Here is a 17672-nt window from a genome sequence, read left to right on the forward strand (position 1 = left end):
CCCGGACATTCCGCGATGCTGCACGCGGAGAGTTTTCAGACCGGCGGCGCGGTCTTGAGCTGATTACTTGGTGCGGTTGATCTTCGCGAGGATCCGGTCAGCCTCGGTCCGCCAATCCGCGCTGCGGGCGAAGTCTTCCGTGCTCCTGGGACCGAACAGCCCCTCATCGGCGAGATCAGCCACCCAGGCCTGCCGTTCGGCAGTGCCTTGCGCGGACCATGGCGTCAAACCCGCCTCGCGCACGGTTTCAGCGACCTCACGCACCTCCTCGGCGCGGCGACGGCCGTGCTCGATCACGCGCTGGAAGACATAGGCGCCCTGCTTCTCCCAATCGATGCCGGGAAAAGTTTCCGCGAGCGAGGCCAGCACCGCATCCTCGACACCATAGGCGCGCGCGGTGGTGAAGCTCTCGATGACCATGGCCTCCAGGCCCTTGATCATGATGCTGCGGCACATCTTCACCGCAGAGGATACGCCGAGCCTGTCGCTCGCAACCTTCGCGGCGAAGCCGATCGCGTTCAGCAGTGGCTCCAGCTCCCTCGCGCCGGGCCCGCCGAGCAACAGCGGCACCTTGATGCGATAGGGCGGCACCGAGGTCATCACCGCGCCCTCGACATAGCGCGCGGCAGCGCCGTCGATCAGCGCGGCGGCGCGCTGCTTGGCACCCGGAGAAGCCGAATTGAAATCGAGAAACCAGGTGCCCTGATTGATCGCCGCCGCGCAGGCCTTTGCGACCGGAACGGCCTGGCTGGCAGTGACCGCGGAGACAATGAAATCGCATTTCGCGGTCAGCTCGGCGTGAGACGCTGCGAGTACCACGCCGAATCTCGCCGCATGCTCCTCCAGCGGCGCACCCTGCTCGCCACCGAGCTTGATGTCATAGGCGGAGACCCTGAGGTCCTGCTGACGCAAATCCTCGGCCAGAATCCTGCCAACCTCGCCATAGCCGACCAGTCCGATCTGCCAGCGCCTGGGATCACCTGCCATCAGTTCAATCCTCGTATCGTCTCGTAGAAGAGATCCTCGACCGCATAGCGGCGCGGAATCAGCGCCTGCTGGAATGCATAGTCGATGATCAGCTCGAGCGGCTTCCTGTTCGCTTCGATCCCGAACGGAACGAGGTCGGGCGTTGCCGCGGGCCCTGCCTGTTGCTTGCTCCGCTTGAGCAGATCATAGAGGCCCGCGACCACGTCGGGCCGCGATCCGGCAAGCTGCTCGGTCACGACCACGAGATGGTTGACCGGCACGACGCCGCGACGGGCGTACCACTTGGCGGCCTCGGCGGCGGGATCAGGGAACAGCGGCTTCAGCTTGGGATGATCAGAGGTTTCGCCGAGCACGGCATCGAGCTCGCTGTCGATCAGCATCTGGAGAATCTTCTTGTCCTTCGGCGCGCGCTCGGTGGTGTCGACATATTCGGACACGTGCGGATCCTCGAAGGTCACCCAGCGGATCCTGTCGAGATCGACGCCATAGTCGTTGGCGAGGATGCCCCTGATCCAGGCGCCCGTCGTGGTCGTGAAGGAGCGGATGCCGACACGCTTGCCTTCGAGATCGGTCGGCCCGAGCGTCCCCCTTTCAGGATTATAGAGCGCGTAGGCATGCTGGAAGCGTCCGAGCATGGTCGCCGGCAGCAATACCAGCGGCTTGCCGTGCGCCTTCGCCATCAGGTAGGTGACGATCGCCATCTCGCAGACGTCGAAGGCCTGCTCGCGCACCATCGGCTTGAACGCCGTGTTGGTCGGTGTGTACTCGATGAAGTCGAGATCGAACAGGTCGGAACGAAGCGCGCCGCTCTTCACCGCCTGGACATGAGGGTGGCTGCCGAGAACGGCTTTCAGCTTGAGACGATCCATCCGCCCGCTCCGCTTCTCTAGAGCATGATCCGAAAAAGTGCGCAGCGGTTTTCCGGAAAGATCATGCTCAAACAATATTGCCGCTCAGACGTCCTCGGGATTGTCGACGTACACCAGTCCGGCCTTCGTCAGCGCCTCGCGCATCCCGTACATGTCGAGACCGAGCTCGCCGGAGGCAAGCCGCTTGCGCTTGCCGCCCTCGTCCGCGTTGCGCTTCTTCGCCCTTTCGGCCACCTCGGCCGCATAGCGCTTCGGCACCACCACCACGCCGTCGTCATCGGCCACGACGATGTCGCCGGGGTCGACATTGACGCCGGCGCAAACCACGGGGACATTGACCGAGCCGAGCGTGGCCTTCACCGTGCCCTTGGCGGAGACCGCGCGTGACCACACCGGAAAGCGCATCTCGTGCAGCGCTTTGACGTCGCGGCATCCGGCGTCGATGATCAATCCCTGGACGCCGCGCGCCTGCAGCGACGTCGCAAGCAGCTCGCCGAACATGCCGTCGGTATTGTCGGTGGTGCAGCCGACGACGAGGACGTCGCCCTTCCTGCATTGCTCGACCGCGACATGGATCATCCAGTTGTCGCCGGGCTGCGCCAGCACCGTCACCGCCGGTCCGGCGATCGACGCACCCGCCCAGACCGGACGCAAGTAAGGCTTCATCAGGCCGATGCGGCCATAGGCCTCGTGCACGGTTGAGACACCGTATTCTGCCATCCCGGCGGGATCGGCGCGCTTGATGTTGCAAACGACGACCGGCTTCATGCCAATTCCTCGGCGACGGTCGGAAACAGGCGCTGATAGGCCTCGCCATAGGTCATGGGCACGCCGGTGTTGCGGCTGCCCTGGATGCCGCGGTTGAGCGCGACGCGCTCGTAGTAGCCCCAGAGATGCTTCTGCGCGGCGAGGATCTGGAACGCCTCGTACTTCTCCTTCCAGACCTCGTCGATCTTGAGGAGGAGGTCCGGCTTGTAGTTGCACTGCTCCGGCTGGTGCGGCTCGAACAGGAACACCGGCGGCGCAGAATATTTGTACTGCGCGCCGGGCTTGTGGCCCATCGCCTGCGCGACCACGCGCGTCTCCTGCGCGAAATGCGCCGCATTCGGATGGTCGAAATTATAGGGATCTTCCAGCGCGTGCGTCAGCACGAAGCTCGGATTGAGCTCGCGGTAGATGTCGACCATGCGGTCGAAATGTACCTCGGTGAGCTTGAGCGGATAATCACCGCAGTCGAAGAACTCGATCTCGGCACCCAACAGCTTTGCGGCCCGCTCCGCCTCGTCCTTGCGGCCGGCCTTGACCGATTCCAGCGTCGCGCCTTTCTCCTTCCAGGCGAACTGGCTCTCGCCGCGCTCGCCGAACGACAGGCAGACGATCTTCATGCGATAGCCCTTCTTCGCATGCAGCGCGATGGCGCCGCCGGCGCGCCAGACGAAATCGCCGGGATGGGCGGTGATCACGAGACCTGTCTTCATGGGACGAACTCCCTTCTTTCGCTTGTAGGCAACATATTGATCGGAGCCCCTTCATTGGTCGAAGCCAAACAGGCGCGCGGGATTGTCGACCAGAATCTTCTCCTGAAACTCCGGCTCCGGCGCGAACAGCGGGATCAGATCGACGAGATCGCCATCATTCGGCATCACCTTGACGTTGGGATGCGGCCAGTCCGTGCCCCAGATGACGCGATCCGGCGCGGTCTCGACGATCTTTCGCGCAAACGGCACCGCATCCGTGAACGGCGGACCGGCCGAGGACACCCGCTCCGAGCCGCAGATCTTGACCCAGCACTTCTCATCGCGCTGCATCAGCTCGATCAGGATCCTGAACGGCAGCTGATCGAGTCCGTCGGCAGCCTTCACCCGCCCCATATGGTCGATGGTGTAGATCAGCGGCAGCTTTGTCAGCATGTCGGCATATTCCGGCAGGTCGATCGCATCGAAGTGCAGATCGATGTGCCAGCCGAGCGGCGTGACCATCGCGACGATGCGGTCGAACACACGTCTGTCCGGCACGCCGCCGAGATGGCGAACGAAATTGAAGCGGCAGCCGCGGAAGCCGCCGTCATGCAGCACGCGGAGCCCGCGTTCGGTGATGGTATCGTCGATATTGGCGACGGCACGGTAGGCGCCGCCGCTCTGCGCGATGGCATCCAGCGCGACCGTGTTGTCGGTGCCGTGCACGCTGGCATTGACGATGACGGCGCGCTCGACGCCGAGCTTGGCGTGCAGCGCGCGAAAATCCTCCAGCGGCGCGTCAGGCGGCGTGTAGGAGCGATCCGGCGCGTAAGGATATTTCGCACCGGGCCCGAAGATGTGGCAATGCGCGTCGCAGGACAGCTTCGGCAGCTTGAATTTCGGCGTGCGCGTGTTCGGATCTGGCGGCGGAATGGTCGGCGTGTACATCATCGTCATCAGGTGAGCCCGCCGAAGCGGGACCGCTTGCTTCAAGACTTGCTGCTGACGACCGGCCGCCGCCGCGCCGGCGCGGCTTGATCGAGCGCGGGTGCCTGGAATGCGGCGACCGTGGCCTGCACCAATTGCTCGATGGCCCCTGCGGCATCGCTGCCGTCGGCCTCGCCGCGCGACAGGCGCGAAACGCGCTCCGGCGTCACCAGCGAATAATAGAGCGCACCGAGCAGAAAGTGGCTGCGCCAGACGATGTCCGTACGCGGAATGTGCGGCAGGCTCTCATGGATCGCATCGATGAAGGCGTGGCTGGTGTCGTCGAAGGTCTGTGCGATGATCTTTCGCGCGACCTCGTTGCCCTCCGCCGACATCACCGCGCGCAGCCGCGTGAAGCGCGCGCCGCCGCCCGCGAGATCGCTGCCCGAGGTGAAGGCCGGCACCACATAGGCGCGCACGATCGCCTCCAGCCGGTCCTGCAGATCGCGCACACGCCTGGCGGCGGCAAGTAGCTCGGAACGGCGCAGGTTCATCGGCCCGCAATGGCGCCGGTAGATCTCCAGCAGCAACCCGTCCTTGGTCCTGAAATGATATGTCACGCTGCCCGGATTGGCCCCGGCGGCATGCGCGATATCTCGCACCGAGACGGCATTGAAGCCGTTGGTGGCGAACAGCTCCTCGGCCGCGGCGAGGATCGCCTCGCGCATGTTCGGCTTGCGGGCTGTTTCCCTGCTGGTGGGCTTGCGTATCATGTGATTTGTACTATCGTACAAAAGATCAGGTCTCGTCAACAAAAACGATGGCAGGGTACAGTCGGCCTGGAAAGAGCGCCGCTGGAATGCGAACGCCGCCTATGGAGTGCTGGGAATATGTTGGATTTGAACAAGAAGATCGGCCGCCTGCTGCTGGGCGCCATATGGCTGCTGGCAGCGGGTGCAGCTCAAGCCGACAGCTATCCGAGCAAGCCGGTCCACATCCTGGTGCCCTATGCAGCGGGCGGAGCAGTCGACGTGCTTGCGCGCACGTTGGGCCAGGCGCTGGCGAAGACCTGGGGGCAGCAGCCCGTGATCGACAATCGTCCCGGCGCGGGCGGCATCGTCGCCTCGCAAACGCTGACCAAGTCCGCGCCTGACGGTTACACGCTGATCCTGGTCGCGAGCGGCCATCCGCTCAACCAGTTCATCTATCCAAGCGTGCCCTACGACACGTTCAAGGATTTCACCCCGATCACCGAAGTCGCTTCGTCCCCGCTCGCGATCGTGGTGGCCAAAGACAGCCCTTACAAGACGCTCGGCGATCTCCTCGCCGCCGCCAGGAAGGAGCCGGACAAGCTCTCCTACGGCATGTCCGGCAACGGCACCTCGGCGCATCTCGCAGGCGAGCTGCTGAAATACATGTCCGGCACCAGGATCGTCGCGATCCCCTACAAGGGCGGCGCGCCGGCGCTGACGGCCGTGATCGCCGGCGAGATTCCGCTCAGCATCAATCCGCTTGCCGAAGCGATCGGCCAGCTCGAGGGCGGCCCCGTGCGCGCGCTGGCGGTGACCTCCGCCGAACGCGCGAAGGCGCTGCCGGATGTTCCGACCATCGCCGAGGCCGGCGTGCCCGGGTACGACGTCTCTGTCTGGTGGGGCGTCCTTGGACCGGCAAACATGCCGCCGGAGATCGTGTCCAAGCTCGAAACCGATCTGAAGGCCGCGCTGCAGGATCCCGGCGTGCTATCGACGCTCAGCAAGATCGGCGCAGCGCCGGTCGGCTCCTCTGCCAAGGAGTTCGACGCCTACATGCACGCCGAGGCGACCAAATGGGAGCCGGTGCTGAAGGCCGCCAACATCCGCGCGCAGTAAAGCGCCCTTCCGGGTGCATCGCGCACCGCATTGCTTGCATCTGCGGTCATTGCTTCGCTGACGGCGCCTGCCCGTGCTGACGGCGAAGCAAGGCTACTGGCGCCGGACAGCAAGCCGCTTCGCCAAGGCAGGACGCGCAAGGCAGAACGCGAATGGGTCCGCATTCGGTGTCGGCCCGCGGATCGGCCAGCCGGCCAGCCGTGGTCGGCGCCGGCTGATCGCGGAGTCAATTGCGCCCGCCTGCCCGCATCTTCTCCGGCGGCGTGACGCGCCGCACGAAATCAGCATCATCGTCGCCAGACGGGATCAGGATCGCGCGTTCGCGCGGCAGCGCCTCCGGCATCTCGTCCCGGATGAAGGCCAGGAGCTTCTCCCTGATCTCGCAGCGGAGGTCCCACGACTGCGGTGCATTCCTGGCGCTGACCAGCGCCCGAAGCTCGATGGTGCGCGCGTCGGCATCGATCACCTGGAGATTGACCACCTCGCCGTCCCACAGCTTTGACTGCTTCACCGCCTGCTCCAGCCAGCTCCTGATGCGTTGGACGTCGGCACGATAGTCGACATGGACCGCGATCACGCCGATGAGGGATGCGGTGTCGCGCGTCCAGTTCTGAAACGGCTTTTCGATGAAATAGGACAGCGGCACCACCATGCGGCGCCAGTCCCACAGCCGGATCACGACATAGGTCGAGGCGATGTCTTCCACCCAGCCCCATTCGTTCTCGATGATCACGGCGTCCTCGATGCGGATCGGCTGGGTGATCGCGATCTGCAAACCCGCGATCAGGTTGCTCAGCAGCGGGCGGGCGGCGAGACCGACGATGATACCGGCCGCGCCCGCGGAGGCGAACAGGCTGACGCCGTATTGCCGGACCGAATCGAACGTCATCAGCGCGGCAGAGATCGTGATGACGACGATGATGGTATCGGTGACGCGCTTGAACACGCGCACTTGCGTGACATGCTTGCGTGCGACGAAATTCTCGGTGACATCGCGAAAATTCTGGAGATAGCGCGCAGCACTCATGTCGACGATCCGGATCGAGATCCAGCCGATCAGCGCGATGAAGGCCACGACGAACAGCCGCATCAGCGGCGTGCGGATCGCGTCATCCAGCGGAGCGAGCGGCAGCACCAGTGCGACGGCGGCGAGACAGAGAGCGAGTTGGGCGGGGCCAGCGGTCCGATCGATGAACACGCTCAGAAGGGGAAAGCGGGTGCCGAATGCGCGGCCAAGCAGCCATATGGCGACCCGATAGACCAACAAGGCGAGCAGGATCGCGCCGGCAACGAGGCTGAGGCCAATGAACCATGAGGGTATCCAGCCGAACATCCCGTCGATGTCGGCCATGAGAGCCTGCCAATTCATCGCCGTCCCCGTCTTTGCATGCGCACCAGCGCGCTCAACGCCTTCCCGGCCGGCTTGGCTCCCCCGTTCAGTGCAACGCAGCATCCCGCTGGTGCAACCGTCGCCGAATTGCACTAGATTGAACCGCATGACTCGACGAACCGGCAGCGCCGATCTCCCTCTTCACACCGGACGGGTTCCGCCGTGGCTGGCAAGTCGCATGTCGTCGCTGGGAGCGATCGTCACCCAGGCGATCGTGCATCATTACGGCCGCGATGCGTTCCTCCAACGGCTGTCGCATCCGTTCTGGTTCCAGTCGTTCGGCGCCGTGATGGGGATGGACTGGCACTCTTCCGGCATCACCACCTCCGTGATCGGCGCGCTGAAGCGCGGGCTCGGACCGCTTCAGGACGAGCTCGGAATTTATGTCTGTGGCGGCAGGGGCCAGCATTCGCGCAAGACGCCGGACGAGCTGCTGCAGCTCGGCGACCGCGTCGGATTCGACGGCCCCAGACTGACCCGCGCCAGCCGCCTGGTGGCCAAGGTCGACAGCGCCGCGGTCCAGGACGGTTTCGACCTTTACCTGCACGGCTTCTTCGTGACGGCCGACGGCAAATGGACGGTGGTGCAGCAGGGCATGAACGGCGACAAGCGGCAGGCGCGACGCTATCACTGGCATTCCGAGGCGCTGAAGAGCTTTGTCGATGCGCCGCACAGCGCGATCGACGGGCCGCAGCAGGGGGAGATCGTCAATCTCACCGATCATCGCGCCGACATCTCTCGGGCGGCGCAGCTCGAATTGCTCTGCGATCTCGGCCCCGATCGCATCGTCTCCGAATTCGAACGGCTCATCGGGACCGAGTCCACGCCGGCACAAGGCACGCTGCCGCATCTGATCATGCCCTCCCATCACGACGTCCGTCCCAAGGACGTGTTCGCGCGCCGCCTGCACGGCACGCTGGCTGCCGCAGCCGAGCGGGGCCCGGTCGATTTCTCGGAGCTGCTGCTCACGCCGGGCGTCGGCGCGCGCACCGTGCGGTCGCTCGCGATGGTCGCAGAGGTCGTGCACGGCGCACCCTATCGCTTCAGGGATCCCGCGCGTTTCTCGCTCGCCCATGGCGGCAAGGACCGACATCCCTACCCCGTTCCGATCAAGGTCTATGACGAGACCATCCGGGTGCTGAAGGGCGCGATCCAGAACGCGAAGCTCGGACGCGAGGAAGAGATGCATGCGATCAAGCGTCTGGACGACCAGGCGCGGCGGCTGGAGCGGACCGCTCGCGGCCCTTCGGTTGAGGCTTTCATCGCCACTGAGCGTGCGGCCTCCCCGGATCTCGATGGCCGATCGGTGTTCGGCTGGGAGCGCGATCTTGCGCCCACACGAAAACGGACCGGCTGAACACCGGTCCGCAAGTTGGCGGGAGGAACGATCTCAGGTCTCGTCGGTCTCCGGCTCCTCCTCAAGCCGGTTGGCTGCGTGGTCCTGATATTGTTCAGTCTGGATGGACTTGCCGTCCATGCCACGAATGTCCGAATGCTGTTTCTTGTCACGGTTGGACAGCACCATGTTGTCGCCGATCATGTCCTTGGGAACGTCGGTCAGTCCGCCGGTGCCGTCGCCCTTGCCGTGCATGCCCGATCTGAAATGCGTCTTGCTGCCATGCCCACTCGGCATTTGTCTCTCCTGTTGCAGTGATCTTCCGAAGACTTAGTGCTTCACGGTGGCCCCTTCGATCCACCGATCAGGGGATTTTCACGCATGTCCTTCTCGCTCGGCGCGTACAGTTTGGGTTGCCTGCTGCTCATGAGTCACCTGCCTCCAGTCACCTGCCTCCGCCCTTTCCGGCCTCGTCATGCCTGTGATGGGAATCGTGCTCTCCACCGCCGCCGGAAATCCGGCTGTGGCTGCGCTGCGGGTTATCCGCCGGTGGCTTCTTGATTTCCAGCGGCGCCTTCGCGTTCTCGTGCGATGCGCCGGGTCCACCCTGACGGATGCTGTTCAGGGTCTTGGTGGATGTCGACATGGGATGTCGCCCTCCTCAACGATCTTGCTGGTAGCCTTGATTGGTCGTGTTCTGCTTGATGTTGCCCTGCTGTCCCTGCTGGTCCGGATTTTGCGCACGTTGCTGGCCATGTGGCGCCTGATCGGCGGACGTTTGCTTGCTGTCGCCAGTTCCCTTGCGGCTCTGATTGTCCGGCGGAACAGGTGGCATCCTGCTGGTCATGATCTTGTCTCCCGTTAGGACGTCGATCCGAGACCTGCACGGCCAAGGATCCGCGCGTCCAAGAGACAACAGGTCCAGCGGCACACCGTTCCTGACCGATCACGCGCGGCAAAGATTTTCCGAACGGACGCTGATCTCAGCTCGCCGCGGTGAGGGAACGCTCAGGGCTCGCTCCTGCCCGCCCCGGTGTTCCACGGCTCTCAGCCGTGACGGGAAGTTTCGCGATCGCGCGCAAGCCCGGCCGTCTGCGCCAATGGACCTCGGCGGGATCGACAGCTAGACCGAGTTTGGGCCATCGCACGAACAGCGCTTCCAGCGCGCAGGCTGCCTCGATGCGCGCGAGCTGATGGCCGAGGCAGAAGTGGATTCCCGTGCCGAATGAAATATGGCGGTTCGGCTTGCGCTCGAGATCGAGGCGCTCGGGACGATCGTGCACCGCCGGATCCATGTTCGCAGCGGCAAGCATCACCATGACGCGGTCGCCCTTCTTCAAGCGCACGCCTTCGACCTCGACGTCGCGGCGCACATAGCGAGGCTTGGAGAATTGCACCGGCGACACGAAGCGCAGGAACTCCTCCACCGCAAGCCCGACGCGGCTCCAGTCCTGTTCCAGCCAGTCACGCAAACCGGGATTCCTGAGAAGCTCATACGCCGAGCCGCTAATGAGATGAGTGGTCGTCTCGGATCCCGCCGCGAGCAGCAGAAACACCATCGAGACCATCTCGCCCGGCGTGATCTGACCGCCTTCGCGCTCGACCTGGACCAGTTCGGCAATCAGGCCCTCGCCGCCTTGCACGCGTGCGGTCTGCAACTGCCGTTCGAGGTAGACTCGCATCTTGCGGAAGGCGAACAGCAAGCGGAAGAAGCTGACGACATTCGTCAGCGAGGACATCTCATTGGCCCAGGCGATGAACTTCGGGCGATCGGCCGGCGGCAGACCCAGGAGTTCCGAGATCACCGCGAGCGGCACGATGCGCGCGTAACACTGGACGAGATCGGCCGGGCTTCCCGCTGCGAACAGTTCGTCCGCAAGCGTGTCGGCGATGGCACGGATGCGCGGCTCCATCGCAACGATCGCGCGGCGGCGAAACGCCTCGTCCACGATGCTGCGCAGCCGGGTGTGATCCGGCTCGTCCATCGTCAGCATGTTGTTGGCGATGGTCCTGACGTATCTCGGCATCCACCAGCGCAGACCCGCGACGTCGCCGTCCTCCTTGCGCAGCGTGAAGGTCGCGCCATCCTTCAGCACCTGCGCTGTCGCATCAAGGGTCGTGGTGATCCAGACATCGCCGACGATCGGGAATCGCGTCGCAACCACCGGGCCGGACATGCGCAACGTCGCGATGGCCTTGGGCGGATCGCGGAAAAAAACCTCGCTGGTAAAATCGAGGCGCACAGTCATGGGATCACCGGACTGATTGCTGGCGTTTCACCCAGATGGTGCGCGGCGCGGCCCGCGCAAGGGTCGCCTCGTCGATCGTCAACGAGAGGCGTCTATCCGCGCCCCGGCGGCGAACGCTGGCCGGTCTTGCGCTGCTGGGTGTAGGCGTCCCAATGGCTCCAGCTGCCATTGCTGAGGCTCTGCAGGTCGGTTGCGAGCGGACGGCGCGTGCGCTTGTCGTGATCGGCGATCACCCGCTCCGACTGTGCGATCTTGCGCTTGAGTTCCGCGATCGACTTTTGGGTCTGGCCATCCCGCTTCGATGAGGCGATCTCGCCCATCGTGAAGCGCGCGGTCTCCAGCGCCTTCAGCTCGGCGCGGTTCTTCTTCAACTGAACCCGGTGCCAGGCGATGTTGCTGTCGCTGTCCGCAACCATGTGGGAACTCCGCTGATTCGCTCCCACATAGTATCAAGCGCCGAATCGGCGCCGCAACGGGCCCCACGCGGCGAAAATACGGTCTTATCGCGCAGGAATTGCGGGATTACCGCTCGGCGAACGCCTTTTCGACCACGAACTGGGCCGGCTCGCCGTGATTGCCCTCGGCGAAGCCGCGTTCGCCCAGGAGCGCGCGGGTGTCCGCCACCAGAGCCGGGCTGCCGCAGATCATGACGCGGTCATGCGCGGCTTCCAGCACCGGCAGGCCGATATCGGTGAACAGCTTGCCTGACGTGATGAGGTCGGTGATGCGGCCACGGTTGCGGAAGGGATCGCGGGTCACGGTCGGGTAGTAGATCAGCTGATTGCGAATGTATTCGCCGAGCAGTTCGTCCTTCGGCAGATGCTCGGTGATCATCTCGCCATAGGCGAGCTCCTTGACGTGGCGGCAGCCGTGCAGCAGCACCACCTTCTCGAACCGCTCATAGGTTTCGGGATCCTTGATCACGCTCAGGAACGGCGCAAGCCCGGTGCCGGTGCCGATGAGGTAGAGGTTGCGCCCCTCTTCCAGATTGTCGATCACCAGCGTGCCGGTGGCCTTGCGGCTGACGATGATCTCGTCGCCTTCCTTCAAATGCTGGAGCCGCGAGGTCAGCGGGCCGTCCGGGACCTTGATCGAGAAGAACTCCAGCGTGTCCTCGTAGTTGGCGCTGGCGACACTGTAGGCCCGCAGCAGCGGCTTCTCGCCGACCTTGAGCCCGATCATGGTGAATTCGCCGTTGCGGAAGCGGAAGGTCGGGCTGCGGGTGGTCTTGAAGGAGAACAGCGTATCGGTCCAGTGGTGGACGCTCAAAACGCTTTCCTGATTGAAATTGCTCATCTCACCTTCCCTGTCGCGTCAATTGCGGTTCCGAGGCCGGCAGCTATGCGTCGTTTGTACACGCTCATTCGTATACTAATGAATAATCCGGCTTGATCCCGCGGTCAAGGCTGCCCAAGATCGGAAGCGTTGCAGTTAGGAATGAGGAGCCCTTCCATGGCGCATGACGCCCCCCAGGCCACCGGACCGTCGAAGCTCGTGATCCGGAATATCGGCCTGATCCTGTCCGGCGCTTTGGAAAAGCCGATCCTGGACGGCGACACCATCGTCGCCGAGAACGGCAAGATCACCGCGATCGGCCGCTTCAAGGACGTCAACACCGAGGGCGCGACCACCATCGTCGATGCCCAGGGCACCACGGTGGCGCCGGGCCTGATCGACAGCCACGTCCACCCTGTCGCGGGCGACTGGACGCCGCGCCAGAACCAGATCAACTGGATCGACAGCTACCTCCACGGCGGCGTCACCACCATGATCTCCGCGGGCGAAGTGCACATGCCCGGCCGCCCCCGCGACGTGGTCGGCCTCAAGGCCATGGCAGTGTTTGCCCAGCGCGCGTTCTGGACCTTGCGTCCCGGCGGCGTGAAGGTTCACGCCGGCGCGCCGGTGATCGAATGCGAGATGGTCGAGGAGGATTTCAAGGAGATGGCTGCCAACGGCGTCAAGCTGCTCGGCGAAGTCGGCCTCGGCGGCGTCAAGGACGGCCCGACAGCACGCAAGATGGTCGGCTGGGCCCGCAAATACGGCATCCAGAGCACGATCCACACCGGCGGCCCGTCGATCCCCGGCTCCGGTCTGATCGACAAGGACGTGGTGCTTGAGGCCGACACCGATGTGGTCGGCCATATCAATGGCGGCCACACCGCCCTGCCCGATGACCAGATCCGCTGCATCTGCGAGGGCTGCAAGCGCGGCCTCGAGCTCGTGCACAACGGCAACGAGCGCTCTGCCCTGTTCACGCTGCGCACCGCGCGCGAGATGGGCGATCTGCACCGCGTCATCCTCGGCACCGACGCGCCCGCCGGCTCCGGCGTGCAGCCGCTCGGCATTTTGCGCATGGTCTCGATGCTGTCCTCGCTCGGCGATCTGCCGGCCGAGATTGCGTTCTGTCTCGCCACAGGCAACACCGCGCGGATGCGCCAGCTCGACTGCGGCCTGATCGAGGTCGGCCGTTCCGCCGATTTCGTCATCATGGACAAGGCGCAGCACTCGCCCGGCAAGAACATCCTGGAGAGCGTCCAGCTCGGCGACCTCCCCGGCATCGGCATGACCATCATCGACGGCATCGTGCGAACGCAACGCAGCCGCAACACCCCGCCGGCGGGAAAGGTGCCGGAGGTGGTGGCGAAGTGACGGGATTTGCCGTCATTCCGGGACGCGCGTGAGCCCGCCCCGGAATGAGAGACATTCACCGCAGCTTGTTCAACAGCGCCATCAGCGTCTCGCGCTCCCTCGCGTCGAGCGGCGCCAGCGTCTCGCGCGTGATCGCAAGCGCATTGGGGGCCAGCTTCTCCGCAAGCTGCTGACCTGCACGCGTCAGGCTGACCAGGAGCCGCCGCCCATCGTTGGGATCCTGGCTGGTCTCGGTCAGGCCGCGCGCGGTGAGACGATCAATCACGCCCTTGATGGTGGCGACGTCCATCGCCGTCAGCCGCCCGAGCTGGTTCTGCGAGCACGGCCCGGTCTCGGCCAGTTTCGACAATGCCGCCCATTGTGTCGGCGTCAGATTGGTGCCGATGTCGCGGGCGAAGATCGAGCTGTGGCGCTGCCAGACCTGCCGCAGGATGAAGCCGACCTGCTCGTCGAGCACGTAAGGCGGCCTGTTAAACACTTTGGCCGGTTTGACGCTCTTCTTTGCCGCAACGCTTCTCGCCATCCGTTCGCAGCCCTTCCACTTGCCTCACAACGACAGATGCGCGTCGCGGATATCAGGACGCGCGTCGAGCTCGGCCATGGTGCCGCCGAAGCAGATCCGGCCGCGCTCGATGATGTAGGCGCGATCCGAAATCAGCCGCGCGAAATGCAGGTTCTGCTCGGAGACGACGATGCTGACGCCTTCCTTCTTCATGGTCAGGATGGCATCGACCATCTGCTCCACGATCTTCGGCGACAGGCCCTCCGAAGGCTCGTCGAGCAGCACCAGCGAGGGATTGCCCATCAGCGTGCGCGCGATGGTCAGCATCTGCTGCTCGCCGCCGCTCATGCGGCCGCCGGGACGGTTCTTCATCTCACCCAGATTTGGAAACAGCGCGAACAGTTTCTCGCGCGTCCAGTGCGGCGCGTTCGGGCGCTTCGGCTGGCGGCCGACTTCCAGGTTCTCCTCGACTGTCAGGTCAGTGAAGATGCGCCGCTCCTCCGGAACGTAGCCGAGCCCCTCGCGCACGATCTCGTGCGTCGGCTTCGCCGAGACATCCTTGCCCTCGAACATGATGCGGCCGGAGCGCTGCGCGACGAGGCCGACGATCGAGCGGAACGTGGTCGACTTGCCGGCGCCGTTGCGTCCCAGCAGTGCCACCACCTCGCCCTCGCCGACCTCGAAGCCGATGTCGAACAGGATATGCGCCGGACCATAATGGCTGTTGAGGTCTTGCACCGTGAGCTTCATGCCGATGTTCCCTCGCGGTGGCGGGCATCGTAGACGAGGCCCTCGCCGAGATAGACTGCCTGCACCTGCGGATTTCCGCGCACCTCCGCCGGCGAGCCCTCGGCGATCAAGGTCCCGCGGTTGAGCACGATGATGCGGTCGGCATGCTCGAACACCACGTCCATGTCGTGCTCGGTGAAAAGCACGCCGATCGACTTCTCCCGCGCGATGCTCGCGGTCAGCCGCATCAGATCGACGCGCTCGCGCGGCGCCATGCCGGCCGTCGGCTCGTCCATCAACAGCAGCTTCGGCTGGTTGGCGAGCGCGACCGCAAGCTCGAGCCGCTTGAGATCGCCATAGGCGAGTTCGCCGCAGGGACGGTCCGCGTAACCGCCCATGCCGACCAGCTCGAGCAGACGGCCGGCCTCGCCGCGGTCGAACTTCGGCGCCGACCCCCAGAGGTTGTAGAGCTGCTTCTCATGCGAAATCAGCGCGACCTGAACGTTCTCACGCACGGTCATGGTGGCGAAGGTCGCGGTGATCTGGAACGTGCGCCCGACGCCGAGCCGCCAGACCTCACGCGGCTTCCTGCCCGTGATCTCTTCGCCGAGCAGGCGGACATGGCCGCTATCAGGCTTGTTCTGGCCGTTGAGCATGTCGAAGCAGGTGCTCTTGCCGGCGCCGTTCGGGCCGATCAGCGCCAGGATCTCGCCCGCGCGCAGCGAGAACGAGACGCCGCGCACCGCATGGATGCCGCCATAGGACTTGGTCAGCCCTTCAACCGCGAGAAGTGGGGGTGCAACGCTCATTCGGCAGACTCGATCGGCTTGGCAAGCAAGGGAGAGCCCGGCGGCGAGGACTTCCGACGGCGCTGCGCCAGCATCTCGAGCATGCCGACGATGCCCTTGGGGAAGACGACGACGATCAGCATGATGAAGCCGCCGAGCACGAGCTTCGACAGATCGGTCTGGCTGACCAGCCAGATGTTCAACGCCTTGTAGACGATGGCGCCGATCACGGCGCCGGACACCGTCTCGACACCGCCGAGCAGCACCATGACGAGTGCGTCGACCGACAGCGAGATGCCGAGATTGTCGGGGAAGACGCTGCCCTTGAGGTAGGCGAACAGCGCGCCGCCGATGCCGGCGGTCGTGCCTGCAATCACGAACGCCGTCCACTGGATGCGCTTGGCATTGATGCCGACAGCCTCACTGCGCAACAGCGAATCGCGGGTGGCGCGCAGCGCGTAGCCGAACGGGGAGAACACCATCACGCGCAGGGCGATCGTCACCAGCGCGGCGACGCCGAGCGAGAGCCAATAGAAATGCGACGGACTGGCCGCCCATTTTTCCGGCCAGATCCCCAATATGCCGTTGTCGCCGCCGGTTACGCTCACCCACTGGAATGCGATCGACCAGACGATCTGCGCGAAGGCGAGCGTCAGCATCGCAAAATAAACGCCGGAGAGCTGCACCGCGAAGAAGCCGAACACGGCGGCGCCCATGCAGCCGAGCAGCGGGCCGAGCAACAGACACACGATCATCGGCAGCCCCGCCATCTTGGCGAGGAAGGCGATGCCATAGGCGCCGAGCCCGAAATAGGCGGCATGGCCGAAGGACGCGAGGCCGCCGACCGACATCAGGAAGTGCAGGCTGACAGCGAAGATCACGAAGATTGCGATCTCCGAGCCCACGGTGAGCAGATAATTGCCCGCGAACAGCGGCAGCATCGCTGCGACGACGAGCGCCGCAAGCGCCGCCAGCCGTTCGTTCGACGTCAGCGGCCGCCAGGGATTGACGGTGAGGCCAGGCGTCTTGCGCGCGGCCGCCTCCGGCTTGCCGAACAGGCCCCAGGGCCGCACGATCAGCACCACCGCCATCACCAGGAAAACCAGAATGATGGAGATCTTCGGGAAGATCAGGATGCCGAAGGCATTCAGCTCCGAGACCAGCACGGCCGCGACGAAGGCACCGACGATGCTGCCGAGGCCGCCGATCACGACCACGACGAACACCTCGACGATGATGCGCAGATCCATGGCGTGATGCACGGCATCGCGCGGGATCTGAAGCGCGCCGCCGAGGGCTGCGAGGAAGACGCCGACCGCGAACACCGACGTGAACAGCCATTTCTGGTTGACGCCGAGCGCAGCGACCATGTCGCGGTCCTGCGTCGCCGCGCGCACCAGCACGCCCCATCGCGTGCGCTGGAACAGCAGCCAGAGAATGCCGAGCACGACGGGTCCCAGCACGATCAGAAACAGATCATAGCTCGGAATGTTCTGGCCGAAGAAATCGATGGCACCCCTGAAGCCCGGCGCGCGGCGGCCGACGAGATCGTCGGGCCCCCAGATCAGGACCACGAGGTCCTCGACCATCAAGGTCAGGCCGAAGGTCGCGAGCAGCTGGAACAGTTCGGGCGCGTGATAGATGCGGCGGAGCAGCACCATCTCGACGATCACGCCGATCATCGCCACGGCCAGCGCGGCCAGCACGATGCTGCCCCAGAACCCGAACGCACCGGAAAGCCGCTCGGTGAGCGTGAAGGCGATGTAGGCGCCGATCATGTAGAAGGCGCCATGCGCGAAATTCACGATTCGGGTCACGCCGAAGATGATCGACAGGCCCGAGGCCACCAGGAACAGCGACGCTGCGCTGGCGAGACCGGTCAGAAACTGTACGACATAAAAGGCCATCGGCGGTCCGGGTT

At 64.7% G+C, this 17672-nt stretch carries 20 protein-coding genes; 3 read left to right on the top strand and 17 right to left on the bottom strand.

Annotation, left to right across the window (positions count from 1 at the left end):
* Window positions 1-63: 63 nt before the first annotated feature.
* From IVB23_RS04580 to IVB23_RS04605, 6 genes are all read right to left on the bottom strand, one after another.
* Window positions 64-987 (bottom strand): DUF1932 domain-containing protein, encoded by a 924-nt coding sequence (locus IVB23_RS04580; protein WP_247802610.1) that lies wholly within the window; start codon window positions 985-987, stop codon window positions 64-66.
* Window positions 987-1856, bottom strand: a complete 870-nt coding sequence (locus IVB23_RS04585; protein WP_247802611.1) for a hypothetical protein — start codon at window positions 1854-1856, stop codon at window positions 987-989. Before IVB23_RS04585 ends, IVB23_RS04580 begins: the two co-directional genes overlap by 1 nt.
* Window positions 1857-1940: 84 nt before the next feature.
* Window positions 1941-2624, bottom strand: a complete 684-nt coding sequence (locus IVB23_RS04590; RefSeq protein WP_061877663.1) for a 4-carboxy-4-hydroxy-2-oxoadipate aldolase/oxaloacetate decarboxylase — start codon at window positions 2622-2624, stop codon at window positions 1941-1943.
* Entirely contained in the window at window positions 2621-3334 is a 714-nt protein-coding gene (locus IVB23_RS04595) for a PIG-L deacetylase family protein (protein ID WP_061877664.1), read from the bottom strand. The genes IVB23_RS04590 and IVB23_RS04595 overlap by 4 nt, the downstream gene beginning before the upstream one ends.
* Before the next feature lie 51 nt (window positions 3335-3385).
* Window positions 3386-4270, bottom strand: a complete 885-nt coding sequence (locus IVB23_RS04600) for an amidohydrolase family protein (RefSeq protein ID WP_247802613.1) — start codon at window positions 4268-4270, stop codon at window positions 3386-3388.
* A gap of 32 nt (window positions 4271-4302) precedes the next feature.
* Window positions 4303-5013: a TetR/AcrR family transcriptional regulator gene (locus tag IVB23_RS04605; protein WP_197965876.1), complete on the bottom strand. Its 711-nt coding sequence runs from the start codon at window positions 5011-5013 to the stop codon at window positions 4303-4305.
* Window positions 5014-5130: 117 nt separating this feature from the next.
* On the opposite strand from IVB23_RS04605, the gene IVB23_RS04610 reads away from it, so the two are divergent.
* Entirely contained in the window at window positions 5131-6108 is a 978-nt protein-coding gene (locus IVB23_RS04610; protein ID WP_247802615.1) for a tripartite tricarboxylate transporter substrate binding protein, read from the top strand.
* Window positions 6109-6334: 226 nt separating this feature from the next.
* On the opposite strand, the gene IVB23_RS04615 is transcribed toward IVB23_RS04610, so the two are convergent.
* A complete protein-coding gene (locus IVB23_RS04615) occupies window positions 6335-7477 on the bottom strand; it encodes a mechanosensitive ion channel domain-containing protein (RefSeq protein WP_247802617.1) in 1143 nt (380 codons plus the stop codon).
* A 127-nt stretch (window positions 7478-7604) separates the two neighbouring features.
* Between IVB23_RS04615 and IVB23_RS04620 the strand changes: the two genes are divergently transcribed.
* A complete protein-coding gene (locus IVB23_RS04620; RefSeq protein ID WP_247802619.1) occupies window positions 7605-8855 on the top strand; it encodes a DUF763 domain-containing protein in 1251 nt (416 codons plus the stop codon).
* Between the two features lie 33 nt (window positions 8856-8888).
* Here IVB23_RS04620 and IVB23_RS04625 read toward each other — a convergent pair whose 3' ends face one another.
* The 6 genes from IVB23_RS04625 to IVB23_RS04650 all read right to left on the bottom strand — a co-directional run bounded on the left by IVB23_RS04625 (window position 8889) and on the right by IVB23_RS04650 (window position 12379).
* Entirely contained in the window at window positions 8889-9131 is a 243-nt protein-coding gene (locus IVB23_RS04625) for a hypothetical protein (protein ID WP_061877670.1), read from the bottom strand.
* A gap of 148 nt (window positions 9132-9279) precedes the next feature.
* Window positions 9280-9480 (bottom strand): hypothetical protein, encoded by a 201-nt coding sequence (locus tag IVB23_RS04630; protein WP_247802621.1) that lies wholly within the window; start codon window positions 9478-9480, stop codon window positions 9280-9282.
* A gap of 15 nt (window positions 9481-9495) precedes the next feature.
* Complete coding sequence (locus tag IVB23_RS04635; RefSeq protein WP_061877672.1) at window positions 9496-9681, bottom strand: hypothetical protein; 186 nt, start codon at window positions 9679-9681, stop codon at window positions 9496-9498.
* A gap of 136 nt (window positions 9682-9817) precedes the next feature.
* A complete protein-coding gene (locus IVB23_RS04640; RefSeq protein ID WP_247802623.1) occupies window positions 9818-11083 on the bottom strand; it encodes a cytochrome P450 in 1266 nt (421 codons plus the stop codon).
* 92 nt (window positions 11084-11175) lie between these two features.
* Window positions 11176-11499, bottom strand: a complete 324-nt coding sequence (locus IVB23_RS04645; RefSeq protein WP_247802625.1) for a hypothetical protein — start codon at window positions 11497-11499, stop codon at window positions 11176-11178.
* A 106-nt stretch (window positions 11500-11605) separates the two neighbouring features.
* Window positions 11606-12379 (bottom strand): ferredoxin--NADP reductase, encoded by a 774-nt coding sequence (locus IVB23_RS04650; RefSeq protein WP_247802626.1) that lies wholly within the window; start codon window positions 12377-12379, stop codon window positions 11606-11608.
* Window positions 12380-12535: 156 nt separating this feature from the next.
* Here IVB23_RS04650 and IVB23_RS04655 point away from each other — a divergent pair, with 156 nt between their 5' ends.
* Window positions 12536-13732 (top strand): amidohydrolase family protein, encoded by a 1197-nt coding sequence (locus IVB23_RS04655; protein ID WP_197965871.1) that lies wholly within the window; start codon window positions 12536-12538, stop codon window positions 13730-13732.
* 55 nt (window positions 13733-13787) lie between these two features.
* Here the strand turns inward: IVB23_RS04655 and IVB23_RS04660 are convergent, their stop codons facing one another.
* From IVB23_RS04660 to IVB23_RS04675, 4 genes are read right to left on the bottom strand one after another with little or no spacing between them, the layout of a single operon-like run.
* Complete coding sequence (locus IVB23_RS04660; protein WP_061877677.1) at window positions 13788-14255, bottom strand: MarR family transcriptional regulator; 468 nt, start codon at window positions 14253-14255, stop codon at window positions 13788-13790.
* A 24-nt stretch (window positions 14256-14279) separates the two neighbouring features.
* Window positions 14280-14984, bottom strand: coding sequence for an ABC transporter ATP-binding protein (locus IVB23_RS04665; protein ID WP_027571698.1), 705 nt, complete (start codon window positions 14982-14984; stop codon window positions 14280-14282).
* Window positions 14981-15772 carry an ABC transporter ATP-binding protein gene (locus IVB23_RS04670; protein ID WP_061877678.1) on the bottom strand — a complete coding sequence of 264 codons (792 nt, stop codon included), beginning with the start codon at window positions 15770-15772 and terminating at the stop codon, window positions 14981-14983. The genes IVB23_RS04665 and IVB23_RS04670 overlap by 4 nt, the downstream gene beginning before the upstream one ends.
* On the bottom strand, window positions 15769-17658 hold the full coding sequence (locus tag IVB23_RS04675) for an ABC transporter permease (RefSeq protein WP_247802639.1): 1890 nt from the start codon (window positions 17656-17658) through the stop codon (window positions 15769-15771). The genes IVB23_RS04670 and IVB23_RS04675 overlap by 4 nt, the downstream gene beginning before the upstream one ends.
* Between the last annotated feature and the right edge of the window lie 14 nt (window positions 17659-17672).

It is taken from the genome of Bradyrhizobium sp. 191 (assembly GCF_023100985.1).
GTDB classification, from domain to species: domain Bacteria; phylum Pseudomonadota; class Alphaproteobacteria; order Rhizobiales; family Xanthobacteraceae; genus Bradyrhizobium; species Bradyrhizobium diversitatis.